Source organism: Streptomyces zagrosensis, from assembly GCF_014203645.1.
Classification (GTDB): domain Bacteria; phylum Actinomycetota; class Actinomycetes; order Streptomycetales; family Streptomycetaceae; genus Streptomyces; species Streptomyces zagrosensis.
Map to the genome: position 1 here is coordinate 75,444 of NZ_JACHJL010000021.1, position 26,032 is coordinate 101,475.

Consider the following 26,032-nt stretch of genomic DNA (forward strand, 5'->3'; position numbering starts at 1 on the left):
CTTACTGCAATCTCTGCATGAATATATGCAGCAGGGTGCATCACGGCGAAATGCGCTGGCCCCATAGGGCGCACGGGACTCTCGGCGCCCACCACCCCGCGCCGGACGCCGCCACCCCACGCCTACCGCCACCACCCCGCGCCGGTAGGGCGCCACCCTCGCCCGACACACCTGCCGGCTAGGCCGGCGGCAGCAATCGCTTCTGCGGCTTGCCCATCGCGTTGCGCGGCAGCGCCTCAAGGAACCGCACCTTGCGGGGCCGCTTGTGGGCGGACAGTTGGGTCGCCACGAAGTCGATGAGGGCCCGCTCACTCACCTCGTCCGCCACCACATATGCCACGATTTCCTGCCCCAAATCCGCATGAGGTGCGCCGACGACTGCCGCCTCCCGTACCGCGGGGTGGTCGAGCAGCGCGTTCTCCACCTCGCCCGCGCCGATCCGGTACCCACCGGACTTGATCATGTCGGTCGAGGCACGGCCAACGATGCGATGCGTGCCGTCCGGCTCGATCGCGGCGATGTCGCCCGTACGAAACCAGCCGTCCGCAGCATACGAACCAGCCGTCGCCTCCGGCCGGTTGAGGTAGCCGTCGAACAGGGTCGGCCCAGTCACCTCCAACTCGCCGATCTCCGCGCCCGTCTCGGCGATGACCCGGGTCCGCACACCGGGCAGCGGTACGCCGACACAACCGGGCCTGCGGTCACCGTCCGCGCGGGCCGCGACGGTGATCAGGGTCTCGGTCATGCCGTACCGCTCGACCGGCCGATGCCCGGTCAGTTCCTCCAGCGTGTGGAAGACCGGAGTGGGCAGCGGCGCACTGCCGGAGACCAGGAGCCGGGCGCCGCGCAGCGCGCGGGCCGCGGCGGGATCGCCCGCAATGCGGCTCCACACGGTGGGCACGCCGAAATAGAGCGTGCCACCCGCCGCCGCGTACGCCTCCGGCTTGGGACGTCCGGTGTGCACAAGGCGACTGCCCACACGCAGCGCGCCCAGCACGCCCAGCACCAGACCGTGTACGTGGAACAGCGGCAGGCCGTGCGCGAGCGTGTCGTCCGGGGTCCAGGCCCAGGCGTCGGCGAGCGCATCCAGATCGGCGGCGACGGCGCGCCGCGAGATCAGCGCGCCCTTGGGTGCGCCGGTGGTTCCCGAGGTGTAGAGGATGAACGCCGTAGACGCCTCGTCGGGCTCCGGTTTGGTCCACTCGGCGCGCTCGGTCACGTCCACGAGGATGGTCTCGACGGCGGCGGCGCCCGCCGAAACGGTGGGGCCACTGGCCACATCGGCGGCGCCCGCGCCGCCCGGACCAGCGAGCAAGAGCGCCGCCCCCGAGTCGCGCAGGATGTGGTCACGTTCCGCCGGCCCGGAATCCGGCGGTACGGGCACCACGGGCACCCCCGCCAGCAGGCCGCCCACCACGGCTACCACCGTTTCCAGCGTCGGCTCGGCCCGCACGGCAACGACCGGGGCACCGGCGATACGTGCCGCTACCGCGCTCGCCGCGCCCAGGAGTTGCTCCCGAGAGCAGGAGCGCCCGGCGACGGTCACCGCGTCGGGCCGGTCATCGGCTGAGCCTGCGATGGCTGCCAACAGGGGCTTGCGCACCAGCGTTTCCTCTCCTCCGGGGCCGCGACCCGCGCCCTCGTCCACGTCGTGCGACGCGTGGTTGACGTTACCCACCGAGGCAGCCGCCGTGTGCGGGGGCCGCGGATTCGGTCCGATGGGGTGCCGGCGGTAGACGGGGCGCGGCGCCCATGGCCAGCGCGGTGCCCCTTCCCCACGCACCCGGCGGCGTCTTGCGCTCCCCCTTCACCCATTCAGCCGACGCGATGAGGTGATTATTCGACTACTCTCTGTTACGGCGGGGCTTGGCGACCATGCCGCCGCCGGGCACCAGCCGCACCAGCCAAGGAGATTCCCGATGCGTCAGGCACATCACATGCACCACTCGCACCCCGCACACTTCGTGAGTCCCCCGCGGCAGGCGACCCGTGTGCGGCGCGCGCTTTCCGTGCGTCACGGATACCGCGCGCTCACCATGCTGATGGCGAGCCTGCTGACCGCCTTGTTGGCCGCACCGGCTTCGGCGGTGCCAGTTTCGCCAGTACCGACTCCGGCGGGGCCGGTCTCCTCAGTACCAGTTTCGGTCGCTCCCGAGCGAAGTCCTGTCGCGACATGTCACCCCGGCCAGTGCGCCGGTCTTGACCCCGCCCAGACCGGATGTGCCGGTTCGAACGCGCGGGCGCTGGCCATCAAGGAGTCCGCCGGGCGGAGGGTGCTGCTGATGTGGAACCCCGACTGCCAGGCCACCTGGGCCCGGCTGGAAGGTTCACGAGGCAATGACGTGATCGCCGTGGAGGACAATCCGATCCCCCGCAATAGCCACATCTCCACAGCACCGGCCAGCGGAGGCACGGTGCAAACGCGGATGCTTCACGCGACAAACGTCCCCACGCGCGCGTGCGCCAACCTTGTGCACGACCCCTCGACCGACATCTGCACCGCCTTCATCTAAGTGGCCTTCACATGAGCGGCCCTCACATGAGCGGCCAACGGCACGCGGACTCGCAGGCCAGCGGCCAGGTCAGGGGGCTGTCCCCCCGCGCGGATACGGGGGACAACCCTACTTACACGGCCGGTCGTGCCCCGTAACGTAAGCATCATGGACGCCCGCGACCCTGAGTTGAAGAAAGAACTCGATGCGACCTTGCAAACCTGCAAGGAGCTCGGTTCTGAATACGAGTCTGAACTGGTTGATTCCTTTATGGAGAAGGTCGAGCAGCGCTTCAATGACACCGCCGATCGGCATGTCCGGCGGCAGCTCGCCGAGCAGCAGATGTCCGCCGCACGCGGTGTCCGCCCACCAGCGGGGAGTAGCGCCGCCGATGCCACGGGGATCGGCCTCGGTGAACGCTTCGGTTTTGTGGCGGTCTCGCTGGTACTCGCGATCCCGCTGTCGGCGATCGGCGTAGCCAACGAGGGCCTTGCCGGCTTGCTCGTCGCCTGGGGTGGGATCTTCGGCGTGAACGCGGTGCATGCGCTTGGTGGCTTCGGTTTTCTGCGCCGCGACCGGAGCAAGTCCAAGAGCGAGTGGGACTAGCCACCAGGCGCACCACACGACAACCGACCCGTTGGGCGGCAACATGGCGGGGCCGGGCGGGCGCGGCCGGGCGGGGCCAGTCACAGGGTTGCCACAGCCTCCTTCAAAGCGCTCACGCCCGCCACCACCACAGGTCGCACCGCCTCCCCGCTCCGGTGTACGGCAAGGACTGTGCGGCGTAGAACGGGGCTGGTCGGGATCGCGCACACGCCTTCGGGCAGCGGGCCACGGCCCAGGCGCGGGATCAGCGCGGCCACCAACCCGGCGGCTACCAGGGCGAGCTGCGCGGGGTACCCGGCGACGTAACAACGTATCTGCGGTTCAAAGCCCCGCTGCCGCAGCGTTTGCACAAGAAACTGATGGCAGACGCCGTCCCCCGTCCAGGTCGCCCAGGGCGTGTCCGCGAGCCTGCCTAGCTCGACGGTGCTCAGCCCTGCCATCGGATGCCCTATGGGCAACGCGACATCCGCCACGTCGGAGAGCAGTTCCACCGCCGTGAGGCCCGGCGGGAGCACCGTGGGAAACCCCTCCCAGCTCTCCACGACCGCCAGGTCGAGTTCGCCCCTGCGAACACCCGACAGCATCTCTTCCGCCTCGCCGGCCAGCACCGTCGTCCGTAGCCGCGGGTGCTGTTCCTGGAGGGACACCAGGACCGGCGGCAGGAAGGTCATGATCGCGGTGGAGAAGGAGCCCATACGGAGCGGTCCTGCCACGGCCGAGCCGAGCGCGTCGAGATCGGCGCGGGCGATGGCCACGTCGTCCACGATGCGTGCGGCGTGCCCAGCAAGCACCTCCCCGGCCGGCGTGAGTCTGACCCCACGGCCGTCTGCCTCCAAAAGCCGGTGTCCGGTTTCGCGTTCGAGCTTCGCGAGTTGCTGGCTGATTCCGGACGGAGTCACATGCAGGATCGCCGCAGCCGCCGCGACCGTGCCATGAGTGGCGACCAAATGCAGGGCCCGAAGCCGATCGAGACTAAACACAGCAGACACAGTAGTTGTGCTACCGAATAACACACAAAAGGTTTAGCTAGTCCTGCGGGCCCTTGCCCTCCCATGCTGAGCGCGTGACATCGAAGGAACCAGCACTGCGCCCCTCACAACCACGGACGCGGGCCGTGACGCAGCCAGCAGCAGGAGCACGGGCGCGGTCGCAGACTCAGGAATCCGCGACCGCGCCAACGGAAACACCTCACACAACGGAAGCAACACCGGCCGCGGTAACAACACCGGCACCGCCGCAAACACCGCCGCCCGGCCCGAACACCGCGACCCCCAAGCCCCGCATGCGCCGTCTGGTGCACAATCCGCGGCTACTCGCCGTGGCCGGCGCCGGCTGTATCTCGGTCTCGGCCATGCTCGTTCGGCTATCCGAGACGTCGCCTGAGACGGCCGCGTTCTTCCGGTGCGCACTGGCCCTGCCGCTGCTGTTGCCGTTGGCGCTGCGCGAGCGACGGCGCCTGGGGCCCCGGCCGGCCCGCCACACGGCAACCGACGTGGGCGCCGGGCTGCTGCTCGGCGCTGACCTGGTGCTGTGGGGTGCGTCGATTCCCGAACTGGGTGCGGGCATCGCCACCGTGATCGTCAACGTGCAGGTCGTCATCGTTCCGCTCCTCGCCCTGCTGCTCTTCCGGGAACGCCTGTCCCGACGGTTCGCCCTGACCGTGCCGGTGATGCTGGCCGGTGTGGCACTCGCGGGCGGGGTCACCGAGACCCAGGGCGCGGCGGGTGATCCGGTACGCGGCGTACTGGCGGGCCTGGGCGCGGGCGTGGCGTACGCGGGGTATCTCTTCTTGTTGCGCGGGCGCGGCGCGGCCGGCGGTCCCCGCTACCGTTTTCTGCCCGTCACGCTGGCCACCGTCACGGCAGGTGCGCTCCCGCTCGTGGTCGGGCTCATCCGCCAGGACCTCGACTTCGCCCCCGGCTGGCCCGCGTTCGGCTGGCTGGCCACCCTCGCGGTGACCGGGCAGTTCCTTGGCTGGCTCCTGATCGGCGCCGCGCTCCCCCAGCTTCCGGCGAAGGTGGGCGGTTCCATCCTGCTGGTCCAGCCGGTGCTTGCGGTGCTGCTCGGCATGGCGCTGCTCGATGAACGGCTCAGCGGTTGGCAGGCGACGGGCTGCGTCATCGTCGTCCTGGCCGTATGGGACACGACCCGCCCCCGACGAGCCGAAGCTGCCCCACCCCGCGGTACGGATCGCCCCGCCCGGTGACACGGCCCCGCCCCTGCCAGCCGAACCGACTCAGCCAGTGAACTCGGCCATCCCGCACCAACCAACCGACCGACCAACCAACCAACCAGCATGGCGGCCCGGCCGCACCCTGGATTCGGCCGGCCCGCCTTGCACAGATGGCCCGCGACCTCGTGGGTCGCGGGCCATCTGTCGGGGTGTGTGCGGGGACCGCCGCACCCCGGTGTCGCCACCGAGGGCGGGACGACGACGGTCCCCGCGGAGGACGCGGGCCGGGTCCAGGCCGGCTCGCCGCGTCCGGGCGACCTTGGAGGTCCGGGAGCCGCTCCGGAGGTCCGTGTCGCCGCACATTGGGTGTCGGTGTCGTCCTGCCGACGCCCACCAATGTGCCGGACCCGTGTTAAATGCGTGCTGCCGGAGCGTGACGCAGACGTACCACTTACGCGAAGGGGCCCCCACGTGGCTTTCCCTGCCGTCCGCTTGACGCGCGCTGACCCTCCGCCGCCGGCCCGGAGCCCACGACTACTTGCTCGACCCCTTCGCCAAGTACGCCAGCAGGTCCTGCCGGCTCACCACGCCCTTCGGCTTGCCCTCCACCAGGACCACGGCGGCGTCCGCCTCGCCGAGCACGGTCATCAGGTCCGAGACCGGCTCGCCAGAACCGACGTGCGGCAGCGGCGGGCTCATGTGCTTTTCCAGCGGGTCGGTGAGCGCTGCGCGCTGCGCGAACAGAGCGTCCAGCAGTTCCCGCTCCACCACCGAGCCGATGACCTCAGCAGCCATCACATCCGGGTGGCCGGCGCCGGGCTTGACGATGGGCATCTGCGAGACCCCGTACTCGCGGAGCACCTCGATCGCCTCGCCAACGGTCTCCTCCGGGTGCATGTGCACCAGCGAGGGCAGCCCGCCCTCCTTGCCGCTGAGCACATCGCCGACGCGCACGGCGGGACCGCCCTCATCGAGGAAGCCGTAGTCCGCCATCCACTCGTCGTTGAAGATCTTCGACAGATATCCCCGGCCGCTGTCCGGCAGCAGCACGACCACGACATCGTCGGGTCCAAGTGGTTCCGCCACCCGCAGCGCGGCGACGACCGCCATCCCGCAGGAGCCGCCGACCAGCAGGCCCTCCTCCTTGGCCAGACGCCGGGTCATCTGGAAGGCGTCCTTGTCCGAGACCGCAACGATGTCGTCCGCGACGGACTCGTCGTACGCGGTCGGCCAGAAGTCCTCGCCGACGCCCTCGATCAGATACGGGCGCCCGGAGCCGCCCGAGTACACCGAGCCCTCCGGGTCGGCGCCGATGACCTTGACCTTGCCGTCGCTGGCGTCCTTGAGATAGCGCCCGGTGCCGCTGATCGTGCCGCCGGTGCCCACCCCCGTGACGAAGTGGGTGATGCGGCCATCGGTCTGCTGCCACAGCTCGGGCCCGGTGGACTCATAGTGCGAGCGCGGGTTGTTCGGGTTGCTGTACTGGTCGGGCTTCCAGGCGCCGGGGGTCTCGCGCACCAGGCGATCAGAGACGTTGTAGTACGAGTCGGGGTGCCCGGGATCGACCGCGGTCGGGCAGACCACGACCTCGGCCCCGTACGCACGCAGCACATTGATCTTGTCCGTGGACACCTTGTCCGGACAGACGAAGATGCACTTGTACCCCTTGCGCTGGGCCACCATGGCAAGCCCCACGCCGGTGTTCCCCGAGGTCGGCTCCACGATCGTGCCACCCGGCTGGAGCGCGCCCGACTCTTCCGCGGCCTCGATCATCCGCACGGCGATCCGGTCCTTCACCGAACCGCCGGGGTTGAAGTATTCGACCTTCGCCAGGACGGTGGCCTGAATGCCCTCGGTCACGCTGTTGAGCTTCACCAGCGGGGTGTTCCCGACGAGCTCAATCATCGATTCGTGAAACTGCACGCCCTACTCCAGATCTAGCGGGGTCTCCGCGGGTCAAGGGGCTACCGCCGGCGCGGGCCCATCCCTCAGCCTATTGGGCCATAGAGCCGGGGTGGCCGCCCTGTGGATAACGCACCGCGACCGCGCCATGACGACGAGGCATACCCCTTGCGACGGCGGCCCCTCCCGCCCGCCTCGACAAGGCACTTTCGGCCATATCGGCGGAGATCTTCGCGCCATGATCCCGCCAAGTAGGCGCCCCCACCCCTAGGCACTACAGCTAGCGCGCGGGCCCTCGTACACAGCCTCGCGCGCACGGGCACCGTTAGGCCCTCGCGCACCGGGGCTCACTTGCGGCATTCGCATACGGCTGGTCTGCGCGAGCGGTGCGTTGCGGCACGCCGATCAATGGGCAATACAGCAGTAGGCCCCGGCCGGCCCGGCATTGTCCTTGCCGAGCAGGTCGTGGGCACGTATGCATCCGGAGTAAGGCACATGCGTCCGGAGCGGGGCATATACGCATACAGGAGGTGAGCGGGCCCATGTCGATGTCGAGAGCGCGGGTAGCGCGGCGGATCGCGACCGCAGCGGCGTACGGGGGCGGCGGAATCGGACTACTCGGCGGCGCGACCGTCGGGCTCCTGCTCACGGAACTCCGCTTGGCCAGGCGCGTGGTCGGCGGCTCCGAAGACCAGCCGCCCAGGGCAGACGGCCGCTACGGCATGGCCTTCGACCACGACACCACCGCCCCGCCCCTACGGCTCGGCTTCCTCGGCGACTCGACGGCAGCGGGCCAGGGCGTACGCCACGCGCACCATACGCCGGGCGCGCTGCTCGCCTCCGGGCTCGCGGCGGTCGCCGAGCGGCCGGTTGAGCTGCGGGTAGTGGCGCAGCCCGGAGCGCAATCCGACGACCTGGCCCGACAGGTCGCGCTGTTACTCGCCGCACCGTGCCACCCATCCACCAGTGCCCCGCAACCGGCCCTGCCCGCAACCGGCACCCCCACGCCACCCACCACGGCTGCCGACCGCACGCCACAGCCCGCGGACGGCGACCGCATGCCACCGCCCATGTCCGGCACACCGCCCTGGCGGGACGGCCCCCAGCCACCGGCGGCATGGCGCCCCGACATCGCCGTGATCATGATCGGCGCCAATGACGTCACACACCGGATGCCGCCCGCGAAGTCCGTTCGCCTGCTCGCCACGGCGGTGCGCGCGCTGCGCGCCACGGGCTGCGACGTGGTCGTCGGCACCTGCCCCGATCTGGGTTCGGTCGAGCCCGTTTACCAGCCGCTGCGCTGGGTGGCCCGGCGGCTGAGTCGGCAACTCGCCGCCGCGCAGACCATCGCGGTGGTCGAACACGGCGGCCGGACGGTCTCGCTCGGCGATCTCCTCGGCCCCGAGTTCGCCGCCCATCCAACAGAACTGTTCGGGCCCGACAACTACCACCCCTCAGCCGAGGGCTATATGACGGCCGCGATGGCCATCTTGCCGACGCTGTGCGCGGCGCTGGGCCTGTGGCCGGAGGAGGAACGGCCCGACCCGGCGCGCCGGGAGGGATTCCTGCCGGTCGCGCAGGCGGCTGCGGAGGCGGCAGCGGAGGGCGGTACGGAGGTCGCGGCGGCCCGCGGCCCCTGGGCCCAACTCTTCCGCCGACGCCGCCGGCTGCCCGCCGACTCCACATCCGCCACGTTGAGCGGCTAGCTACCTCGTACGACGGGTCGGTCGGCAGCGAACAGCGAACGGGAGCACGGAGCAGTGAGCGAAGGCGCAGCGAACGACGGCGCGGTCGGCGACTGTGCCATGAGCAACGGCGCGGTCCGCAACGACGCGGTCCGCAAGAGTGCAATGAGCAACGATGTGATGAGCAAGCGCTTAGAAAAGAGGCCCGCATCACAGCTCGCGGCCCGTGACCGCAGACCTACGGGCGGGTAGCTTCCGAGACACAGCCCTGCCTTTCTCGCCCCACTGGAGCCGTGATGCCCGAAGCCGTGATCGTCTCTGCCGCCCGTTCGCCCATCGGTCGCGCCTTCAAGGGGTCGCTCAAGGACGTCAGGCCCGACGATCTGACCGCCGAGATCATCAAAGCCGCGCTCGCCAAGGTGCCCGGGCTCGATCCGCGTGACATCGATGACCTGATGCTCGGCTGTGGCCTGCCCGGCGGCGAGCAGGGTCACAACCTGGGCCGGATCGTCGCCGTCCAACTCGGCATGGACCACCTGCCGGGCTGCACCATCACCCGCTACTGCGCCTCGTCCCTCCAGACCTCGCGCATGGCCCTGCACGCCATCAAGGCCGGCGAGGGCGACGTCTTCATCTCGGCCGGTGTCGAGGCCGTCTCGCGTACCGTCAACGGCTCATCCGATGGCATGCCGGGCACCCACAACCCGCTGTTCGCCGACGCCGAGGCCCGCACCACGGCGCGCACCGAGCAGGAGGGCACCGACTGGCACGACCCGCGCGAGGACGGGCTCGTCCCCGATGCGTACATCGCGATGGGACAAACAGCCGAGAACCTGGCCCGCAGCAAGGGCGTAACCCGCCAGGACATGGACGAGTTCGGCGTCCGTTCGCAGAACCTGGCCGAGCAGGCCATCAAGAACGGGTTCTGGGAGCGCGAGATCGTCCCGATCACCACCCCTGACGGCACGGTCGTCAGCACGGACGACGGCCCGCGCCCGGGCGTGACCCTGGAGGGCGTGCAGGGGTTGAAGCCCGTCTTCCGCCCGGATGGGTTGGTCACGGCCGGCAACTGTTGCCCGCTCAACGACGGCGCCGCCGCGTTGGTGATCATGTCCGACACCAAGGCTCGTGAGGTGGGCGCCACCCCGCTCGCCCGCATCGTCTCCACCGGCGTCTCCGCGCTCTCCCCCGAGATCATGGGGTATGGCCCGGTCGAGGCATCCCAGCAGGCGCTACGGCGCGCGGGCCTGGCGATCGGCGACATCGACCTGGTCGAGATCAACGAGGCGTTCGCCGCGCAGGTGATCCCCTCCTACCGCGACCTCGGCGTGGATCTCGACCGGCTCAACGTCAACGGCGGCGCCATCGCCGTTGGCCACCCCTTCGGCATGACCGGCGCCCGGATCGCCGGCACGCTGATCAACTCCCTTCAGTGGCACGACAAGCAGTTCGGCCTGGAGACCATGTGCGTCGGCGGCGGTCAGGGCATGGCCATGGTCATCGAGCGGCTGAGCTGAACAACCCCCTACGGGGCCCCGCACGACCCGCGTCTTAGGCTCGTGATCACTACATCCAGCGCGCTCCCGGCCCGCGCTGCCGAGCGCCCGCCCCGCGCCCCCTAGGGGGCGCGGGGCCGCGCTTACCCCCCGGCCCGTGACCGAATCTCCCCCAGGATGTGACCAACGCCGCCAGGGCGCATCGATCGCGCAGGTCAGGCGTGTCCGGTACAGAATGTCCGGGCCTTTATACCTACCCATTCCATGACGTTGTGCACTGACACGGGGCGACGCCACGCGCCAAGCTGAGGTAGGAATTCGGGGGATCAACAGCAACCGGGAGTATGTCAGTGAGCGCTACGTCCCTTGCCGTACTGCTGGCCGCGGGCATCGCCACGGCGGTCGGTGTCGCGGCCTTGCACACCACTCGCGGGCTGCGCCGTCAGATCGCCGCCCTACGCACCGAAGTCGTGGCCGCGGCTGCCGCCGGCACCGAGGCAGCCGCTGCCTGCGTACCCGCGGCCCGGCAGGCCCCTGCCGCCGAGATACGCGCCGCCATCGCCGACGCGCTCGCCGAGGAGCGAGAGCGCGAACTCGCCGAGGCCCGCGCGTTCTGGGCGGCTCAGGAGGCCCGCGACACGGTCACCGGAAGCGATGGGTCCGCGCTGCTCGGCGGACTGGCCGGGCTAGGTGACGAACCGTTGACCGACCCCACGCCCTATGTGCCCCGACAGTCCGACTTCGCCGGCCTTGAGCCGGTGCTGGACTCGGAGCTGCTCGATGCAGCGCTGGACGCGGCGTTCGACCCCGCGCTCGACCCCATGTTGGACCCCGCGCTTGACCTGGTCGGCGAGCCGGAGGGCCCGGAGGCAGCCGAGTTGGCCGCCGCCCGCCGCCGTCACCCCTCGCATCCGTCGCACGCCGCGAAGGACGCAGCGCAGCAGTCCGCCATCATCGGCCATGAGCGCACCGTTACTCTCCTCGACGAACTGGCCCAGTCCCATACGCCGCTGGCCGATGTGCGCCCCGGGCCGCTCGGCACCCTTGATGTCTACGTCTTCGCTGACGGCACAACGGTCTGCATGACTCCGGGCCACCGCGAGACCGCCGACCAGCTCGCGCGGGCCCTCCAGGACGGCGACGCCCCGGTGCTGCTCGGCGGCTCCGGCGTCTCTGGCGCGTACACGCTGACCTTCGGCTACGGCGACCGCTGCGTCTACGTTCTCGCGGACCGCGTCATCGCCTCGCTGTGACCTCCGGCCTAGCCCACCACGCGGCTGGCCCACCCCCGCACGGCTAGCCGCACAGCGGCGCCACCAGGCTCCTCCTCGCAGCCGCCCGCCCGGCCCGGCTCACAGCCCGCAGCGGGCCCGAACCGCCTCCACCAAGGCCGCCGCGTCGGCGGCCTCCTGCCGCGCCGCGCCACCCACCGCCGCAGCCCGCCCGGCGCCGGCTGGCGGTCCTCCGCTCAGGGCATGCGCAAGATCGTGTCCCGCTACGGCAATCTGGTCGGCCACCGCGAAAATGCCGGCGTCCGGCAGCGTACGAGGCGGGGTGCCTGGCTCGTCAACACGCTGCGCACGGTGGGCCAACTCGCGGGCCAACGCCAGCCCTTCGGCGGCCGGGCCCTGACGCAGCCGGGACTGGGGCAGGGCGCGCAGCCGGTCGGCGAGACGGTCCACAGCGGCCAAGAAGGCAGTCACATCATCCACAGCGCGACCTTATGCGCCGTCCACAGACTGTTGCCAACACCCAAACGCTCAGGCACGGTGAGGTGAAGGCCCATGGGCCCGATGTGGAACAGCAGCGATCAGGACAACGCCGGAGGCGCCGATGTCCCAAGTCTTCTCCGCAGAGACCCACCACAACCTGCTCTCCAGAATTCCCGAATGCACCGGCCGTGAAGTTGCCGACTGGCTGCGCACCGTAGACGAAGGGCCGGCCCTCTTCCGATTTGAGGAGAAGGTGAGCTGGCTCCGCGGTGAGCACAAGCTCGCTTATGGACACGCCAAGGCGATCATTCATGAGCACGACCTGCGCCGCGCGGCGCGCAAACTGCTGTAACTGCACCCAACGGCTGTGCGGCGTGCCGCCAGGCACACAGCACACGCACCAGGGCCCCGGAGGCATCGCGGGTTCCAGGGAGCGTCGCAACACCGCTTCAGATTCAGGCGGTCTGTAGATCATGCAGGCGCTCGGCTGGGGTATCCCAGTCGAGCGTCTTGCGTGGGCGGCCTTCCGAGCCCAGCCGGAGGCAGGTGTTCGGCAGTGTTCCGGTTCACCCCCAGCTCACGCGCCACCACGGTCACGTTTCCCATGGCATCCAGCCGCGCAGGCAAACGCTCCCTCAACCGAGACCCCGAAAGATCACGCGCAACGGCCACGGTCCTCGCAACACCCGCAAATAGCGGGTTGCGAGGACCGTGAAAACCCAAGAACGGTGGGGCCCTACAAGGTACGGGCGGGCTGCGGATCGCCGCCTTGGGCGGGGCAGCCACGGCCGTGCAGCGGGGGGCGACCTAGGGTCGGCCGCCCCCGTGCGCGACTAGTCCCTGAACAGGGCGATCAGTCGCAGCAGCTCCAGGTAGATCCACACCAGCGTCAGCGTGAGGCCGAACGCGGCCAGCCATGACTCCTCGCGCGGAGCGCCGTAGCGCACACCGTCCTCGACCTGCTTGAAGTCCATGGCCAAGAAGGCCGCACCGAGCACCACACCGACGATGCCGAAGACGATGCCGAGCGGACCGCTGCGGAAGCCGAGGCCGTCACCGCCACCGAACGCCGCGAACATCAGGTTGACCGCCATCAGCAGCACGAAGCCGATGGCCGCCGCGAGCACGAAGCGCTGGAAGCGCGCGTCCACGCGGATCAGTCGGGTGCGGTACGCGACCAGCACACCGGCGAACACCGCCATGGTGCCGAGCACCGCTTGCATGGGGATGCCGGACCAGCGCGAGTTGAACATCTCGCTGATGATGCCGAGGAAGACACCCTCGAACGCCGCGTACGTAAGGATCAGGGCCGGGACGGCCTTGCTCTTGAACGCCTGGATCAGACCGAGCACCATCGCGATCAGCGCGGCGCCGATCGCAATGCCGTAGCTCTTGCTGGATACCGGCAGCGCGGCCCATGCGACGACGGCACCGACGACGACGGTGCCGAGCGTCATGGCGGTCCGCATGACGACGTCGTCCATCGTCATCCGGCCGGCCTGCGGCGGCGCCACCTGGCCGCCGTAAAGCTGCTGCGTCTGCTCGGGGGTCAGGTTCTGCGCCCCCGCCGCGTACGGATTGGTGGGCTGAGCACCGACGGCGTACGGGTTGCCCTGGGTCGCTGTGGGGCCCCCGGCCTGCGGCGGCGTGTTGAAGCCCGCGTAGGCGTTGTCGCGGCTGAAGCCCCGTCGCGAGAAGACCGGGTTGCTGCTCCTCATTTCACTCCTCCATGGCCGCCCTGCGCGACCTTGAGTCAAGGGTAATGGGTAAGCAAAAGAATCACCCTAGTGCCAGGGGAGGATCTTTTCACCCGTTCGTAGCAGGTACCCGCACGCCACCAGACCATGCGGCAAACCGTCGGTGACAGGGCCAGCACACAGCGCACGCTCGAAATCTATGGGGTGTACGGGATCTGGGGGTTCTATGAGGTTCCACGGGAACGAGGAAAGGGCTCGGGCGAGCGCCGCCGGGGTATCACTCGGTGGTACTCCCCTCGGCTTCTGATGTGCCGGCGCTCATCCCTGTGGACTACGCGGACTACTCCGCTCGGGGCCACAGGGCCAGCCGACCCGCTGAGCGGGCCGCCGCCAGGCCGCCGATCAGGGGCGTCCACGGCCGCCGCGGTGTGTAGCGGTCCCAGCCGGGGTCGCCGTCGCGGGCGAAGCCGATCCAGGCCGCATGCACGCGTGCGGCCAGCGCCGCCGGGGGCTCGGCGGCGCCGAGAAGTGCGTTTGGCCCGCGCAGTTCCCGTAGCCCGGTGCGATGGAAGACAAAGGGAAGTTCGACGGCGTGCGCGGCGCCCAATGCACCCTCCAGCGCGGGTGACCGCCAGCCGAACTCGTAGGTGTACGTCGCGGCTCTGCCGTGCGCGGCGTGCGCGTCGGCCAGGCGCCTGCTGCCGGCGCCGAACAGCGCATCGCTCAAGATGGCGGCCCGCAACTCGCCGTCGCCTGCGTGCGGCATACGCGCCCGGTAGGCGCTGATATGGCCAGCGGGGTCGCAGGCGGCCAGGGTGGCGATCGCGGTGACGTCGGCGGCCGTGGTGGCGGTCAGGTGGCCCTGAGGGACGAGGTAGAGGTTGCCTTCCTCGCTCGTGGTGCCGACCATCAGCGCGATGTCGGCGCCCGCACCGGCGGCCACGGCATCGGCCGGCTGTTGGGCCAGGGCCACACTGAACGGGCTGAGCCCCAGCAGCGGATCGCGCGCGGTGGCGGTGCGTAGATCGAGCCCCGCGAGCCGCGGTATGGCCGCTACGAGCCGGTCGTCGGGCAGGTCAGCGAACGCCGTGGCGGTGGGTGCGACGCCCAGCAGGTCGGCCGCGGCGCGCGTGACGCGGGCTGCCTGCTCCAGGGTGTGGGCACCCAGCCCATTGCCGCTTTGGACGATCGCCCGGTGGAACAGGCCGGCCGCTTCCACGGTGGCCAACAGAGCGCCCACGAGGGTGGCGCCCGCGGACTGGCCGAACACGGTCACGTTGCCCGGGTCGCCGCCGAACGCCTCGATGTTCCGCCGCACCCAGCCCAACGCGGCCACCACGTCCAACAGCCCACGGTTGGGCGGGGCGCCGGGCAGGTCGAGGAAGCCCGCGATGCCCAGCCGATAGTTGAGGGTGACCAGGATGACGCCGCTACGCGCGAAGCTGCCGCCGTCGTACAGCGGCGCGCGACCCGAACCGGCCACGAAGCCACCACCATGCACGAAGACCATCACCGGCAGGCCCCGTCCATCCACTGACGGCGCGAGCCCGGACGCAGCAGACGCGGGCGTGGGTGTGGATGTGGGTGCGGGCGTCCAGACGTTGACCGTCAGATAGCCGCCGCCGTCACCATCACCGCCGTCCTCGTCGCCGCGTATCCAACCGGGCCCGAAATAGGGGGACATATCGAGACTCCCGAAGGCATCGCGTCGCGGCTGGGGTGCCGTGGGTCCCGGCTCGCCGGCGTCGCGTACGCCCGTCCATGGCACGGCGGGCGCGGGGTGGGCGAACCGGCCCGCGCCAAGGGGCGGGGCGGCGTAGGGAATGTTGAGAAAGCGATGGACATCTCCCTCGCTTCGGCCACGCAGCCTGCCGTCCGAGAGCTCGATGACCGGTTCCTGGTGATGTGGCATGGTCTCTCCCCTTGGGTCCCTGTCGGACCCCTGCGATGTGCTCCGTTGAACCGCCGGCAGCTCGGGCCAAGCAGCCCCATGACCTGGCTGGCCGGCCCCGTAGGCGGTGCTGTGCGGTGGGCGGCGGCGCGGGCCTGCTGGCACTGCGAACTGGGCAGGTGCAGGGACCGGGCCGCGACCCACGCTCTTCGCTGCGTGTTACAGCCGGGCGAACGGGGCCCATTCCTTGATCGCGAACCCGCCACCTTCCCGGCGCACCTCCGCACCGCCGTGGCCGCCCAGGTGGGCCGGTATCACCAGCGCGCCGTGGTCGGCGGCCCAGCCAAGGAGCCGGTGCCGGGAGGCGCGCGCCTGAGCGGGGTCCTCGCAGAAGCAGCTATTGACGTCGGGGGCGACAATTTGCAACGGCGTGTGCAGCAGGTCTCCGACGAACACCGCGCGCTCTCCGCCGGATTCCAGCGTGAGGACCGATGAGCCGGGCGTGTGACCGGGCGCCAGATCCAGGCGCAACTGGGAGTCGATGGTGTGACTGTCGTCCCACAGCAGGGTCTGGCCCGCTTGGTGCACCGGGACGACGCTGTCCTCGAACACGTTCTGGTTGCCCCGGCCGAGCCGGGACGGGTTCCCGCGCGCGGGGTCCCAGAAGTCGAAGTCAGGCCGCGGCATCAGATAGGTCGCACGCGGAAAGGTCGGGGTCCATACTCCGTCTTCCAGGTAGGTGTTCCAGCCGACGTGGTCCACGTGCAGATGGGTGTTGATCACCAGGTCCACGTCATCGGGTTGCACGCCGGCGCGGGCGAGGTCGTCGAGGAAGTCGGTCCGTAGATGGCTCCACACCGGGGCGTACGGCCGTTCCTTGTGGTTGCCCACTCCCGTGTCAACCAGGATCGTCTTGCCCTCGCTGCGCAGCACCCAGGTTTGGACGGCGGATTGGCACATGTTGGTCTCGGCGTCCAGGAAGTCGGGCACCAACCAGGGGCGGTTTTCCTCCCAGACGCCATCGGGGCTTTGCGGGAAGAAGGTCTGCGGCTCCAGCCGGACGGGCCCGAAGTATTCCGTGACGCGGGTGATCGTGACATCACCAAGGACGATCTCGTTCATGGCTGCTGCTCCGGCAACGCTGGGGGAATCGGACCTGATCAGGTTCGCGTCGCCGGACGCGGGGAACCAGCCCCGCCTGTTCCGCACCCCGGCAGGGTGCGGCTCGTCGTGCCCACCCCTGGCAGGGGCTGGCTCGTACGTTGGGCCTCCCGGCAAGCTGGGTCCATGGATGACAGGCCAGGACGGCTCGGTGAGTTCCTCCAAGCGCGGCGGGCTCGGGTGCGGCCCCAGGATGTGGGGCTGCCGCCGTTTCCGGGGCAGCGTCGGGTGCCCGGGCTGCGGCGCGAGGAGATCGCCCTGCTCGCCGGGGTCGGCATCTCGTACTACACGCGTCTGGAGCAGGGCCAGTCGCACAACGCCTCGGCCGAGGTCCTGGACGCCATCGCCGGGGCACTGGGGCTCGACGAGCACGAGCGTGCGCACCTGACCCGGCTGGCCGGGCCCGCACCGCGACCCGGCGCCCCGCGTCGGCCCCGGCCGGAGCAGGTGACGCCGGCGACGCGGGACCTACTGCGTGCGGTGGGCGACGTGCCGGCCCTCGTCACGGGGCGCCGCACCGACATCCTGGCCTGGAACTCCCTGGGCCACGCGCTGCTGGCCGGGCACCTCGACTTCACGTCCACCGATCGCCCCGCGCACCGTCCCAACCTGGCCCGCCTGCTCTTCCTCGATCCACACGGCCGCGATTTGTACACCGACTGGCAGCGCAAGGCGCACGCCGTGGTGAGCAACCTCCGGTCGATCGCGGGCCAGCATCCCGATGACGCGCTCCTGGCCGCGCTGATCGGGGAGTTGTCGATGGGAAGCCCGGAGTTCGCCGCGCTCTGGGGCAACCATCGGGTCCGGCCATGCGAGGGCGATACGCACACCCTGCGCCACCCCGTCGTCGGCACCCTCACCGTCATCCAGCAAAACCTGCTCCTGCCACGGTCACCCGGGCAGTCCCTCGTGCTGATCACCACGGCCGCCGACTCCACCTCGCAGCACGCGATGACACTCCTGGCCCAGGCGCACAGCGGGAGCCTCAGTTCGACCGCGGGAAAAGGGGCCTTGAGGCCCCACCATCCCCTCGCATCCGCATCCCCTTCGCGCCCCACGAGGCAGCCGCCCGAGCCCGCCCCCTGGCGCCGTCGGGCGCGGTGACGTCGGCGCGTACCAGGGGCGTGCGCGGCAGGGACGGGCCCCGGCCCGGCACGGTCCAGCCAGGGCTCATCGTGCGTCGGCGCTCATGGACGCGGCTCCATCTGGAGGGGGTTGCGGGAGTTGGGAAACCTTGGGTGCTACAGGCCGTACCCCGCCCCGGACCATCAGGGTGACGGGAGGAGCCATTCCGACCAAGCTCAGCAATCCGACGAGACCCCACAGGACCCAGCCGCCGTCGTGATCGTCCTTGTCGGCGCCGGTCCGCTCATGGGTGCTCGTCCCAGCGAACGTCGCGTCGCGGTACGCGGGTTCAGCCGCTACGGAGGTTGCCGAACCGACGAGGAGACCGGCGGATATTACGAGAGTGACGACTGCCTTGTGCATACGCCCCCTTCGACATAGGGGCGAGGCTCTTGCGAACGCGCCCCGCCTTCAAGCGAATGGCAGTCCGGAAACCACGTCCGGCTCGGTTTGCGCATATGCCCGGAACAAGCCAGCTGAGCGGAGTGCCTCACCGCCAGCGAACGTCGCTGATACGCAGGTGAACAACTCACGGCTGCCGCTGCCGCTGCCGAAAACCGTGGCCTGCCGGGCGCGTACAGCGGTGCTGGGTAGGCCCCGCCGCGGTCGCGGCGAGGCCCAGTGACCAGCTTCCTCACGGGCGGCGTGTGTTGTAGGCGTCTCCTCGACCGGTGTCGTCAGTGGGATGGGAGCGCTTGCGCGGGATCAGCCCGGCCAAGCCCAGGAGACCGAGGAGTCCCCACAAACCCCATCCCCCATTGCTGTCGTCGTCCTTGCTGGCGCTGTTTTGGGTGTGCGCTTTCTCTTCCGCGACGACCGTGGTGGGCTGCACCGGTTCGGCGACTGCTGACGCCGTCGGCGCAACGAAAAAGGCGGCGGAAATTGCGAGAGTTGCGACTGCTTTACGCATTGCGGTCCCTTCACCATGAGACCGAGGTGGCCACACGGGTTTGTCGGGCTTTCCCCCTCGCAATTCACGTAACGCTTGTCCACGCGTGAGTGCATCCGGCCACCAGCCAGAGAGCCGCGAAACGCGCCATACGAGTGAATTACCTCGTGCGCTGGGCCCGCCGTCCCGCCGTCCGTGGTGCTCCCGAGCGACCTCGGGGATTCGAAGGAACGGCTTCGGGGAGGTGGCGAAGAGTCGCGGTCATGGCTGGTTTCGGGCCGGCTCATCGGAGCAGCAGACCGGCGCGTGCCGCGAAACGTTCCGACCCGGCGCCTCCGCACGCCGATGCCCAGGTGGCTGTACGCACGTTTGCCGGCCGACAGCTCCCGTCGTGGCCACCGGCGACTCCACGACCCTGTCGTTCGGTGTGATCGGCGTGAGCGAAGCGAAGGAGATCGCCATGCCCAGTCCCCGCCGGTCGAGCCCGGTTCTCGCTTCGGGTCCTGATGCGGCGTTACCTCGCCCGATGCGCGCCCGGCAGCTCCCTGGCGACATGCGACACCATCCGCGGTACGCGGACTCCCGAAGCGGAGCATGCGTATGCCAGTGGCGACACCCCGCCCTACTGGTGACGCTGCCCCAAGCAGATCACCGACTGCGCGCAGAGGCTGAACGCCCTGCCCCCCGGGCCTGGGCCCGATCAACCTCTGGCACCCTAAGCCCGGCCCGGACCCACCACCGGTGGGCCAGGGAGTTCGGTCGCCGTCAAGCCCTGAAGACGATGCGCGCGGGCTCAGCGATCGGCCGATGTGTGTCAGATGCCCGCCCGTAGCTGCGAGTTGGTCGGGGTGAGGCGTGGGCGCATCGTGTTCTGCACTGCCGCGAGTACGTCGAGCAGGTCGGCGGAGCCGACGTGCGCCGCTATGCCAAGCGTTCGTACGCGCCGTTGCGCTAGATCAAGTCGCCGGGCGCCATGGCTTCCAGGCCGCTGCCCACGTAGCTCTGCCCCTTTGCACCGCTGCACGTATTGCCATGCGGTGGGATACGAGGACTACTGCATACGCGGCGCACATACAGCGTCCAGGCCAAACGGGGCGTAATGACCATCTATGCAGGTCAGACACTATGAGCGCGCTGGTGCCCGGAGCCGGACTTGAACCGGCACGGCCCGTAGGCCAGCGAGGTTTAAGCTCGCCGTGTCTGCATTCCACCATCCGGGCAGAGGCGCTCCCACCGCCGTACATACGTAGTACGGCCATCCCCTAGAAGAGAGCAGGACGAGCCTAGCCGGGGAACGCCTCACGAACGGCTGAACGGTCGATCGCCGTTGTCTTATTTTATGGGCAACTGAGGGTGCATCAGCAGGGGGTAGGAGCCAGTGGCACATGCCTCTGGCCCACCAGGGCTGTTGGCACGGTAGGCAACAACCCGCGCGCCGAATTGACGGAAACTCGACGCAGCGTTGAGAAAGCGCGCGAACGCGCATCCGGTCAATCCCCCGTAAGCGTGTACGCCCTCGGCCACGCGCCGGGTCACGCCGGGGGCGTGAGCCCGCGCCCCCACGGCCACGCCGGAACGGCGAGGCCGTAGCAGAAATTGGCGCCACACGGAAGGCGTCGCCGCCTCCGACATTCGCACCGCCGCTGCCACCGCCACCGCCAGCCGCCGCCAGCCCCATCCGATCGCCCATCTGCCCGTGCCCACCCACTCAGCTGTCCGCCTGCCCGCCCACTCATCCCTGCACCTGCCCGCCCGCCCATCTGTCCGCCTGCCCATCCCTCCACCTGCCCGCCCGCCCATCTGTCCGCAATCCAGCCCCTGAGTGACCGGGGCGCGCCCCCGAGCGCATCGTCCGGGGCTGCTGGACCACCGGTGTGGGAGCCCGGGCGGGGCGGGGACGAGCCGGGAGTGGCCGGGCACGAGCCGCGGGCGACCCGCGGGGCTGCCGGCCCTGGCAGGGTTCCCAGCTGCGAAATTCGTTCTGCTCTCAGGGTCTGTCTCCTCCCAAAGGAGGAGTCAGCACGCCCCGCGTACCCCGTGAGTCGCCCCAGGAACGGGCGCTGGGGCTGATCCCCGGAGCCAATTCGACCGCGAGGATGGTGAAGTCCCCAGGCACCGCATCGACAGGAGTTCGACCGTGACCACCACCTCCACCGCCACCCGCAGCACCGCGGTGGCCGCACGCGCAACGGATCTCAGCAAGGTCTACGGACAGGGCGAGACCCAGGTGGTGGCCCTCGGTGGCGTCACCGTCGAGTTCCGGCAAGCCGAGTTCACGGCCATCATGGGTCCCTCAGGCTCCGGCAAGTCCACCCTCATGCACTGCATGGCCGGGCTCGACTCGGTGTCCGGCGGCTCGGCCCGGATCGGGGACGTTGAGCTGACGACCTTGAAGGACAAGAAGCTCACGCAGTTGCGCCGCGACAAGATCGGCTTCATCTTCCAGGCGTTCAACCTGTTGCCCACGCTGAACGCGCTGGAGAACATCACGCTGCCCATGGACATAGCGGGCCGCAAGCCCGACAAGCAGTGGCTTGACATGGTCGTGGAAACCGTGGGCCTCTCCGGGCGGCTCAAGCACCGGCCGAACCAGCTCTCCGGCGGCCAGCAGCAGCGCGTGGCCGTGGCCCGTGCGCTCGCGGGCAAGCCCGAGATCATGTTCGCCGACGAGCCGACCGGCAACCTCGACTCGCGCTCGGGCGCCGAGGTGCTGGGCTTCCTGCGGAACTCCGTGCGCGAACTGGGCCAGACCGTCGTGATGGTCACCCATGACCCGGTGGCCGCCGCCTACGCGGACCGAGTGGTCTTCCTCGCCGATGGCCAGATCGTCGATGAGCTGTACGCGCCGACGGCCGACGCGGTCCTTGACCGCATGAAGCGCTTCGACGCCAAGGGCCGGACCAGCTAGTTCCGGCATACCCGATGACCACCGGCCCACTTCCCCAGGACTGACAGACCCATGTTCCGTACCGCCTTGCGCAACGTGCTCGCGCACAAGGCCAGACTGCTGATGACCGTCCTCGCCGTTCTTCTCGGCGTGGCGTTCGTCGCAGGCACCCTGGTCTTTACCTCGACCATCTCCGACGCGTATCAAAAGAGCTCCGAAAAGGGATTCACGAGCGTCGATGTCGCCATCCAGCCGGATGACTCCGACGACGACAAGGACGCCCCGGGCGACGCCCCGAAGCTGCCCCAGTCCCTGTTGGACCAGGCGAAGAAGCTGCCGGGCGCGGAGTCCGCGACCGGCACCGTGACCGGCTTCGCCGCGATACCCGACAAGGACGGCAAGCTCGTCGGTGACGGGTTCGCCTCCTCCGGCGGCAACTACTTCCCGTCCAAGGACGGGAAGGACCCGCGCTACCCGATGAAGGAGGGCAAGGCCCCGAGCAACGTGCGGGAGGTCGCGCTCGACTCCAAGACCGCGGACCGCGCGGACTACAAGGTCGGCGACAGGATCGACGTCTCCGTTGACGGCCCGGTGCTCAAGCAGAAGGTCGTCGGCATCTTCACCACCGACGACGGCAACGTCGCGGCGGGCGGCAGCCTCGCGCTGTTCGACACCAAGACCGCGCAGAAGCTGTACGCGGAGCCCGGCCAGTACACCGGCATCGAGCTGACGGCCAAGGCAGGCACCTCCCAGGATGCGCTGAAGTCCCAGGTCGAGAAGATCCTCCCGAAGCGCACCGAGGCCGACACGGGCAAGAAGCTCGCGGACGACCAGGCCGAGGAGATAAAGAACGGCATGAGCGGCATGCGGACCGGCATGCTCGCCTTCGCCGGAATCGCGCTCTTCGTCGGCATCTTCATCATCGCCAACACCTTCACCATGCTGGTCGCCCAGCGCACCAAGGAACTGGCGCTGATGCGCGCGGTCGGCGCCAGCCGCCGCCAGGTCACCCGCTCGGTGCTGATCGAGGCGACGGTGGTGGGCACCATCGCGGCGGCCACGGGTCTGCTCGCCGGCATAGGTATCGGCGCCGGGCTGCGCTCACTGCTCAACTCCACGGGCGCCACCGTCCCGGACGGTCCGCTGGTGGTCACCCCCACCGCGATCGGTGCCTCGCTCTTCGTCGGCATCGTGGTAACCGTGCTGGCCGCCTGGCTGCCGGGCCGTCGCGCGGCGAAGATCCCGCCGGTTGCGGCGATGGGCAGCGTGCACGCCCCGCAGACCACCCGTGGCCTGGTGGTGCGCAACACGATCGGCGCGTTGTTCGCCGGTGTGGGCATTGCCCTGGTGCTGGCCGCGACCAGCATGGATGACGGCAAGGTTCCGATGGGCATCGGCGCCGTACTGCTGCTGATCGGCGTCTTCGTCCTGACCCCGCTGCTGTCCCGACCGATGATCGCGGCGGCGGCCCCGGTGCTGAATTTCTTCGGAATGCCCGGCAAGCTCGCCCGGCAAAACGCGGTGCGCAACCCGCGCCGTACGGCCGCCACAGCCTCTGCGCTCATGATCGGTCTGACGCTGATCACCGGTCTGACCGTGATAGCCGGCGGCGTGCAGAACGCCATCGACAAGATGGCCCGCGACTCCATCAAGGCCGACTACATCGTCAGCATGGCCAGCATGACCTCGCTGTCGCCGGATGTGGGTAAGAAGCTGGAGAACCTGGACGCGGTCAAGGAGTCCAGCCCGCTGCGCATGTCGCCGTCGCGGATCGACGGCAAGAAGACGGACCTGGCCGGCGTCAACGGCAAGGTCATCGGGAACCTGACGGAACTGAAGTTCACGGAGGGCTCGTTCGCCGGCCTCGGCGGCGACCGGGTCGTCGTCGATGAGGACCTGGCCGAGGACCGCGGCTGGAAGGTCGGCTCGTCGTTCACCACGACCTTCGAGGACGGCAAGAAGAGCCGCCTGGTGGTCTCGGGTGTGTACGAGGGCAACCTGATCATCTCCGGCGTCATGATGGACAACGCCGCCCTCACCCCCCACCTGGACGAGATCACCGACTTCCAGGTCATGCTCAAGACCAAGGACGGCGTCAGCGGCGACGTCAAGGACTCGCTGGAGAAGGCGCTGGGCGACAACCCGGCCATCAAGGTCCAAGACATGGACGACGTCTCCAACGAGATAGCCAAGCTGATCAGCCTGATGCTCAACATGCTGTACGGGCTGCTGGCCATGGCCGTGATCGTCGCGGTGCTCGGCGTGGTCAATACGCTCGCGATGTCGGTGTTCGAGCGGTCGCAGGAGATCGGCATGCTGCGGGCCATCGGCCTGGACCGCAAGGGCATCAAGCGGATGGTGCGGCTTGAGTCGCTGGTCATCTCGCTCTTCGGCGGAGTGCTCGGCATCGGCCTCGGAGTGTTCTTCGGCTGGGCCGCGGGCGAGCTGATCGCCCCCAGCCTGAGCACGTACGAACTGGTCCTGCCGTGGGGCCGGATGGGTATCTTCCTGGTTCTCGCCGCAGTCGTCGGTGTCCTGGCCGCGCTGTGGCCGGCGCGCCGGGCCGCGAAGCTGGACATGCTGTCGGCGATCAAGGCGGAGTAGCCAGCCGCCGGCGACGGCGCCGCATATGGGACGGGAGGGCCCCGGGACGACACCACGTCGTCCCGGGGCCCTCCCGTTTATCTCCCGGTCGGTGCTGCGCCGGCGGACCTGGTCAGTGCCAGGTGCGGGTGCGGAGCGGCAGGCCGGATGCGCCGGACTCCGGGGTGCGGACGGCGAGGATCTGGTTGACGCCGATGCCGTTGCGTTCGAAGGACAGCGCGCTCGCGGCCATGTACAGCCGCCAGACTCTCGCCCGGCCAGGGGAGGTGTGGCGCACGGCCTGCGTCCAGCGCTGCTCCAGGTTGCCGACCCAGCGGCGCAGCGTCAGCGCGTAGTGCTCGCGGATGGACTCCAGGTCGCGCACCTCGAATCCGGCCTCCTCCAACTGGCTGACCGTCCGCCCGACCGGCGCCAGTTCGCCGTCCGGGAAGACGTAGCGGTCGATGAACTCGTCGACGTGGTAGGCGTCCTCGTCGCGCTGCGGGGGCCTGGCGATCTGGTGGTTGAGCAGCCGCCCGCCGGGCCGCAACAGTCCGTACAGAAGCGCGGCGTACTCCGCGTACTGCTCGGCGCCCACATGTTCGGCCATGCCGATGGAGGAGATCGCGTCGTACGGACCGTCGTGCACATGGCGATAGTCCTGCACCCGGATCTCGATCCGGTCGGCCAGCCCCTCCTCCGCGACGCGCTTGCGGGCGTACTCGGCCTGTTCCTGAGAGAGCGTGATGCCGACCGCTCGTACGCCGTACTCGCGCGCCGCGTGCAGCACCATCGAGCCCCAGCCGCAGCCCACGTCCAAAAGCCGCTGCCCCGGCTGGAGCCCAAGCTTCCGGCAGACCAGGTCGAGCTTGGCCCGCTGCGCGTCGTCGAGCGCTGTGCCTGGAGACTCCCAGTACGCGCAGGAGTAGACCATGGAGGGCCCGAGGAGGAGTTCGTAGAAGTCGTTACCCACGTCGTAGTGGTGGCTGATGGCGGCTCGATCTCGATACAGGGTATGCAGGGGGCCGCGCCGTACGCGAGCTTCCTCGGCGGGCGGCTGCGGGGGCGGCCAGGGTCCGCCCATGGCAACCAGTTCGCGGGCGGCTGCGCGCAGCCGCGGATCGCGGGCCGCGCTCAGCGCGGTGCGCAGGCCACGCCGCGGGGCGGTGGCCTCACCATGTCCCCACAGCACTCCGACGAGCCGATCAAGGGCCAGGTAGAGATCGCCTTCAATGTCCAGGTCACCGGCCACCCAGCCGCGGGCGAGGCCGAGTTCACCCGGCTTCCACAACAGCCTGCGAATGGCCCTGCGATTTCGTATCACCAGCGTGGGCTCGCCCGCGGACGGAGAAATTCCGGGCCCGACGGCGGAAGCTTGGCCGGGCGGGGGCCCGGACTCGCTGCCGTCCCAGGCCCGAATGCGGACCGGGAAAGGAGTTCCGAGGACCTCCTCAGCCAGCGCGTAGAGCCGTCCAGCGGCGTCGGCCATGTCGCACACCTCCAGGGAGACGCGGTGAATTCGCGAAGGTGAACCCCAGAAAGGTTCACCCACCACGTAAACACTCTCCGCCCGCTGGACAGTCCCCATCGCGGTTCTGGAATCGGCAAAGTCACCCGATAGCGAGCACGCGAAGCGGGGGCGAAACGAGGGCGGAACGCGACACGGCAAGCCCGCGCCGCAGGGAGACGCGGGGAGACGCAAGAAACGCAGGAAACGCAGACGAGCGAGGCGA

The 26,032-nt window shown here is 69.6% G+C and carries 20 protein-coding genes and 1 tRNA gene; 11 read left to right on the forward strand and 10 right to left on the reverse strand.

The genetic code is table 11. The annotated features are described in order from the left end of the window. Positions 1-178 precede the first annotated feature (178 nt). Positions 179-1,603 (reverse strand): AMP-binding protein, encoded by a 1,425-nt coding sequence (locus FHS42_RS29710; protein WP_184577710.1) that lies wholly within the window; start codon positions 1,601-1,603, stop codon positions 179-181. 388 nt (positions 1,604-1,991) lie between these two features. Between FHS42_RS29710 and FHS42_RS29715 the strand changes: the two genes are divergently transcribed. Together FHS42_RS29715 and FHS42_RS29720 are read left to right on the forward strand one after the other, a co-directional pair. Continuing rightward, positions 1,992-2,513, forward strand: coding sequence for a DUF2690 domain-containing protein (locus FHS42_RS29715; protein WP_184577713.1), 522 nt, complete (start codon positions 1,992-1,994; stop codon positions 2,511-2,513). Positions 2,514-2,660: 147 nt separating this feature from the next. Beyond that, positions 2,661-3,098, forward strand: a complete 438-nt coding sequence (locus tag FHS42_RS29720) for a hypothetical protein (protein ID WP_184577717.1) — start codon at positions 2,661-2,663, stop codon at positions 3,096-3,098. Between the two features lie 80 nt (positions 3,099-3,178). Here FHS42_RS29720 and FHS42_RS29725 read toward each other — a convergent pair whose 3' ends face one another. Next, positions 3,179-4,078: a LysR family transcriptional regulator gene (locus FHS42_RS29725; RefSeq protein WP_184577720.1), complete on the reverse strand. Its 900-nt coding sequence runs from the start codon at positions 4,076-4,078 to the stop codon at positions 3,179-3,181. Positions 4,079-4,380: 302 nt separating this feature from the next. Between FHS42_RS29725 and FHS42_RS29730 the strand changes: the two genes are divergently transcribed. After that, positions 4,381-5,304 (forward strand): DMT family transporter, encoded by a 924-nt coding sequence (locus FHS42_RS29730; protein ID WP_184577723.1) that lies wholly within the window; start codon positions 4,381-4,383, stop codon positions 5,302-5,304. A gap of 501 nt (positions 5,305-5,805) precedes the next feature. Here FHS42_RS29730 and FHS42_RS29735 read toward each other — a convergent pair. Then, positions 5,806-7,194 (reverse strand): cystathionine beta-synthase, encoded by a 1,389-nt coding sequence (locus FHS42_RS29735; RefSeq protein ID WP_184577726.1) that lies wholly within the window; start codon positions 7,192-7,194, stop codon positions 5,806-5,808. 521 nt (positions 7,195-7,715) lie between these two features. On the opposite strand from FHS42_RS29735, the gene FHS42_RS29740 reads away from it, so the two are divergent. The 4 genes from FHS42_RS29740 to FHS42_RS29755 all read left to right on the forward strand — a co-directional run bounded on the left by FHS42_RS29740 (position 7,716) and on the right by FHS42_RS29755 (position 11,607). Beyond that, positions 7,716-8,879 carry an SGNH/GDSL hydrolase family protein gene (locus FHS42_RS29740; RefSeq protein WP_184577729.1) on the forward strand — a complete coding sequence of 388 codons (1,164 nt, stop codon included), beginning with the start codon at positions 7,716-7,718 and terminating at the stop codon, positions 8,877-8,879. A 54-nt stretch (positions 8,880-8,933) separates the two neighbouring features. Then, positions 8,934-9,110, forward strand: coding sequence for a hypothetical protein (locus tag FHS42_RS29745; RefSeq protein ID WP_184577731.1), 177 nt, complete (start codon positions 8,934-8,936; stop codon positions 9,108-9,110). 44 nt (positions 9,111-9,154) lie between these two features. Next, on the forward strand, positions 9,155-10,375 hold the full coding sequence (locus FHS42_RS29750; RefSeq protein WP_184577734.1) for an acetyl-CoA C-acetyltransferase: 1,221 nt from the start codon (positions 9,155-9,157) through the stop codon (positions 10,373-10,375). A gap of 329 nt (positions 10,376-10,704) precedes the next feature. After that, a complete protein-coding gene (locus FHS42_RS29755; RefSeq protein ID WP_184577737.1) occupies positions 10,705-11,607 on the forward strand; it encodes a hypothetical protein in 903 nt (300 codons plus the stop codon). Positions 11,608-11,706: 99 nt separating this feature from the next. Here FHS42_RS29755 and FHS42_RS29760 read toward each other — a convergent pair whose 3' ends face one another. Further along, positions 11,707-12,066 (reverse strand): hypothetical protein, encoded by a 360-nt coding sequence (locus FHS42_RS29760; protein WP_376772742.1) that lies wholly within the window; start codon positions 12,064-12,066, stop codon positions 11,707-11,709. Between the two features lie 121 nt (positions 12,067-12,187). Between FHS42_RS29760 and FHS42_RS29765 the strand changes: the two genes are divergently transcribed. Further along, positions 12,188-12,418: a DUF4287 domain-containing protein gene (locus FHS42_RS29765; RefSeq protein ID WP_184577740.1), complete on the forward strand. Its 231-nt coding sequence runs from the start codon at positions 12,188-12,190 to the stop codon at positions 12,416-12,418. A 481-nt stretch (positions 12,419-12,899) separates the two neighbouring features. Here FHS42_RS29765 and FHS42_RS29770 read toward each other — a convergent pair whose 3' ends face one another. The 3 genes from FHS42_RS29770 to FHS42_RS29780 form a co-directional block, all read right to left on the reverse strand. Further along, positions 12,900-13,784 carry a Bax inhibitor-1/YccA family protein gene (locus tag FHS42_RS29770; RefSeq protein WP_184577743.1) on the reverse strand — a complete coding sequence of 295 codons (885 nt, stop codon included), beginning with the start codon at positions 13,782-13,784 and terminating at the stop codon, positions 12,900-12,902. A gap of 319 nt (positions 13,785-14,103) precedes the next feature. Further along, a complete protein-coding gene (locus FHS42_RS29775) occupies positions 14,104-15,675 on the reverse strand; it encodes a carboxylesterase/lipase family protein (RefSeq protein WP_184577746.1) in 1,572 nt (523 codons plus the stop codon). A 198-nt stretch (positions 15,676-15,873) separates the two neighbouring features. After that, positions 15,874-16,776, reverse strand: a complete 903-nt coding sequence (locus FHS42_RS29780) for an MBL fold metallo-hydrolase (protein ID WP_184577886.1) — start codon at positions 16,774-16,776, stop codon at positions 15,874-15,876. Positions 16,777-16,941: 165 nt separating this feature from the next. Between FHS42_RS29780 and FHS42_RS29785 the strand changes: the two genes are divergently transcribed. Next, entirely contained in the window at positions 16,942-17,919 is a 978-nt protein-coding gene (locus FHS42_RS29785) for a helix-turn-helix transcriptional regulator (protein WP_184577749.1), read from the forward strand. Between the two features lie 655 nt (positions 17,920-18,574). Here FHS42_RS29785 and FHS42_RS29790 read toward each other — a convergent pair. Together FHS42_RS29790 and FHS42_RS29795 are read right to left on the reverse strand one after the other, a co-directional pair. Then, positions 18,575-18,850, reverse strand: a complete 276-nt coding sequence (locus tag FHS42_RS29790) for a WGxxGxxG family protein (RefSeq protein ID WP_184577752.1) — start codon at positions 18,848-18,850, stop codon at positions 18,575-18,577. A 1,114-nt stretch (positions 18,851-19,964) separates the two neighbouring features. After that, a tRNA-Leu gene (locus FHS42_RS29795) sits at positions 19,965-20,049 on the reverse strand. A gap of 917 nt (positions 20,050-20,966) precedes the next feature. On the opposite strand from FHS42_RS29795, the gene FHS42_RS29800 reads away from it, so the two are divergent. Continuing rightward, entirely contained in the window at positions 20,967-21,737 is a 771-nt protein-coding gene (locus FHS42_RS29800) for an ABC transporter ATP-binding protein (RefSeq protein ID WP_184577755.1), read from the forward strand. A 51-nt stretch (positions 21,738-21,788) separates the two neighbouring features. Beyond that, positions 21,789-24,320, forward strand: a complete 2,532-nt coding sequence (locus FHS42_RS29805) for an ABC transporter permease (RefSeq protein ID WP_184577758.1) — start codon at positions 21,789-21,791, stop codon at positions 24,318-24,320. A gap of 112 nt (positions 24,321-24,432) precedes the next feature. Here the strand turns inward: FHS42_RS29805 and FHS42_RS29810 are convergent, their stop codons facing one another. Further along, on the reverse strand, positions 24,433-25,788 hold the full coding sequence (locus FHS42_RS29810; RefSeq protein ID WP_184577761.1) for a class I SAM-dependent methyltransferase: 1,356 nt from the start codon (positions 25,786-25,788) through the stop codon (positions 24,433-24,435). Positions 25,789-26,032: the final 244 nt, after the last annotated feature.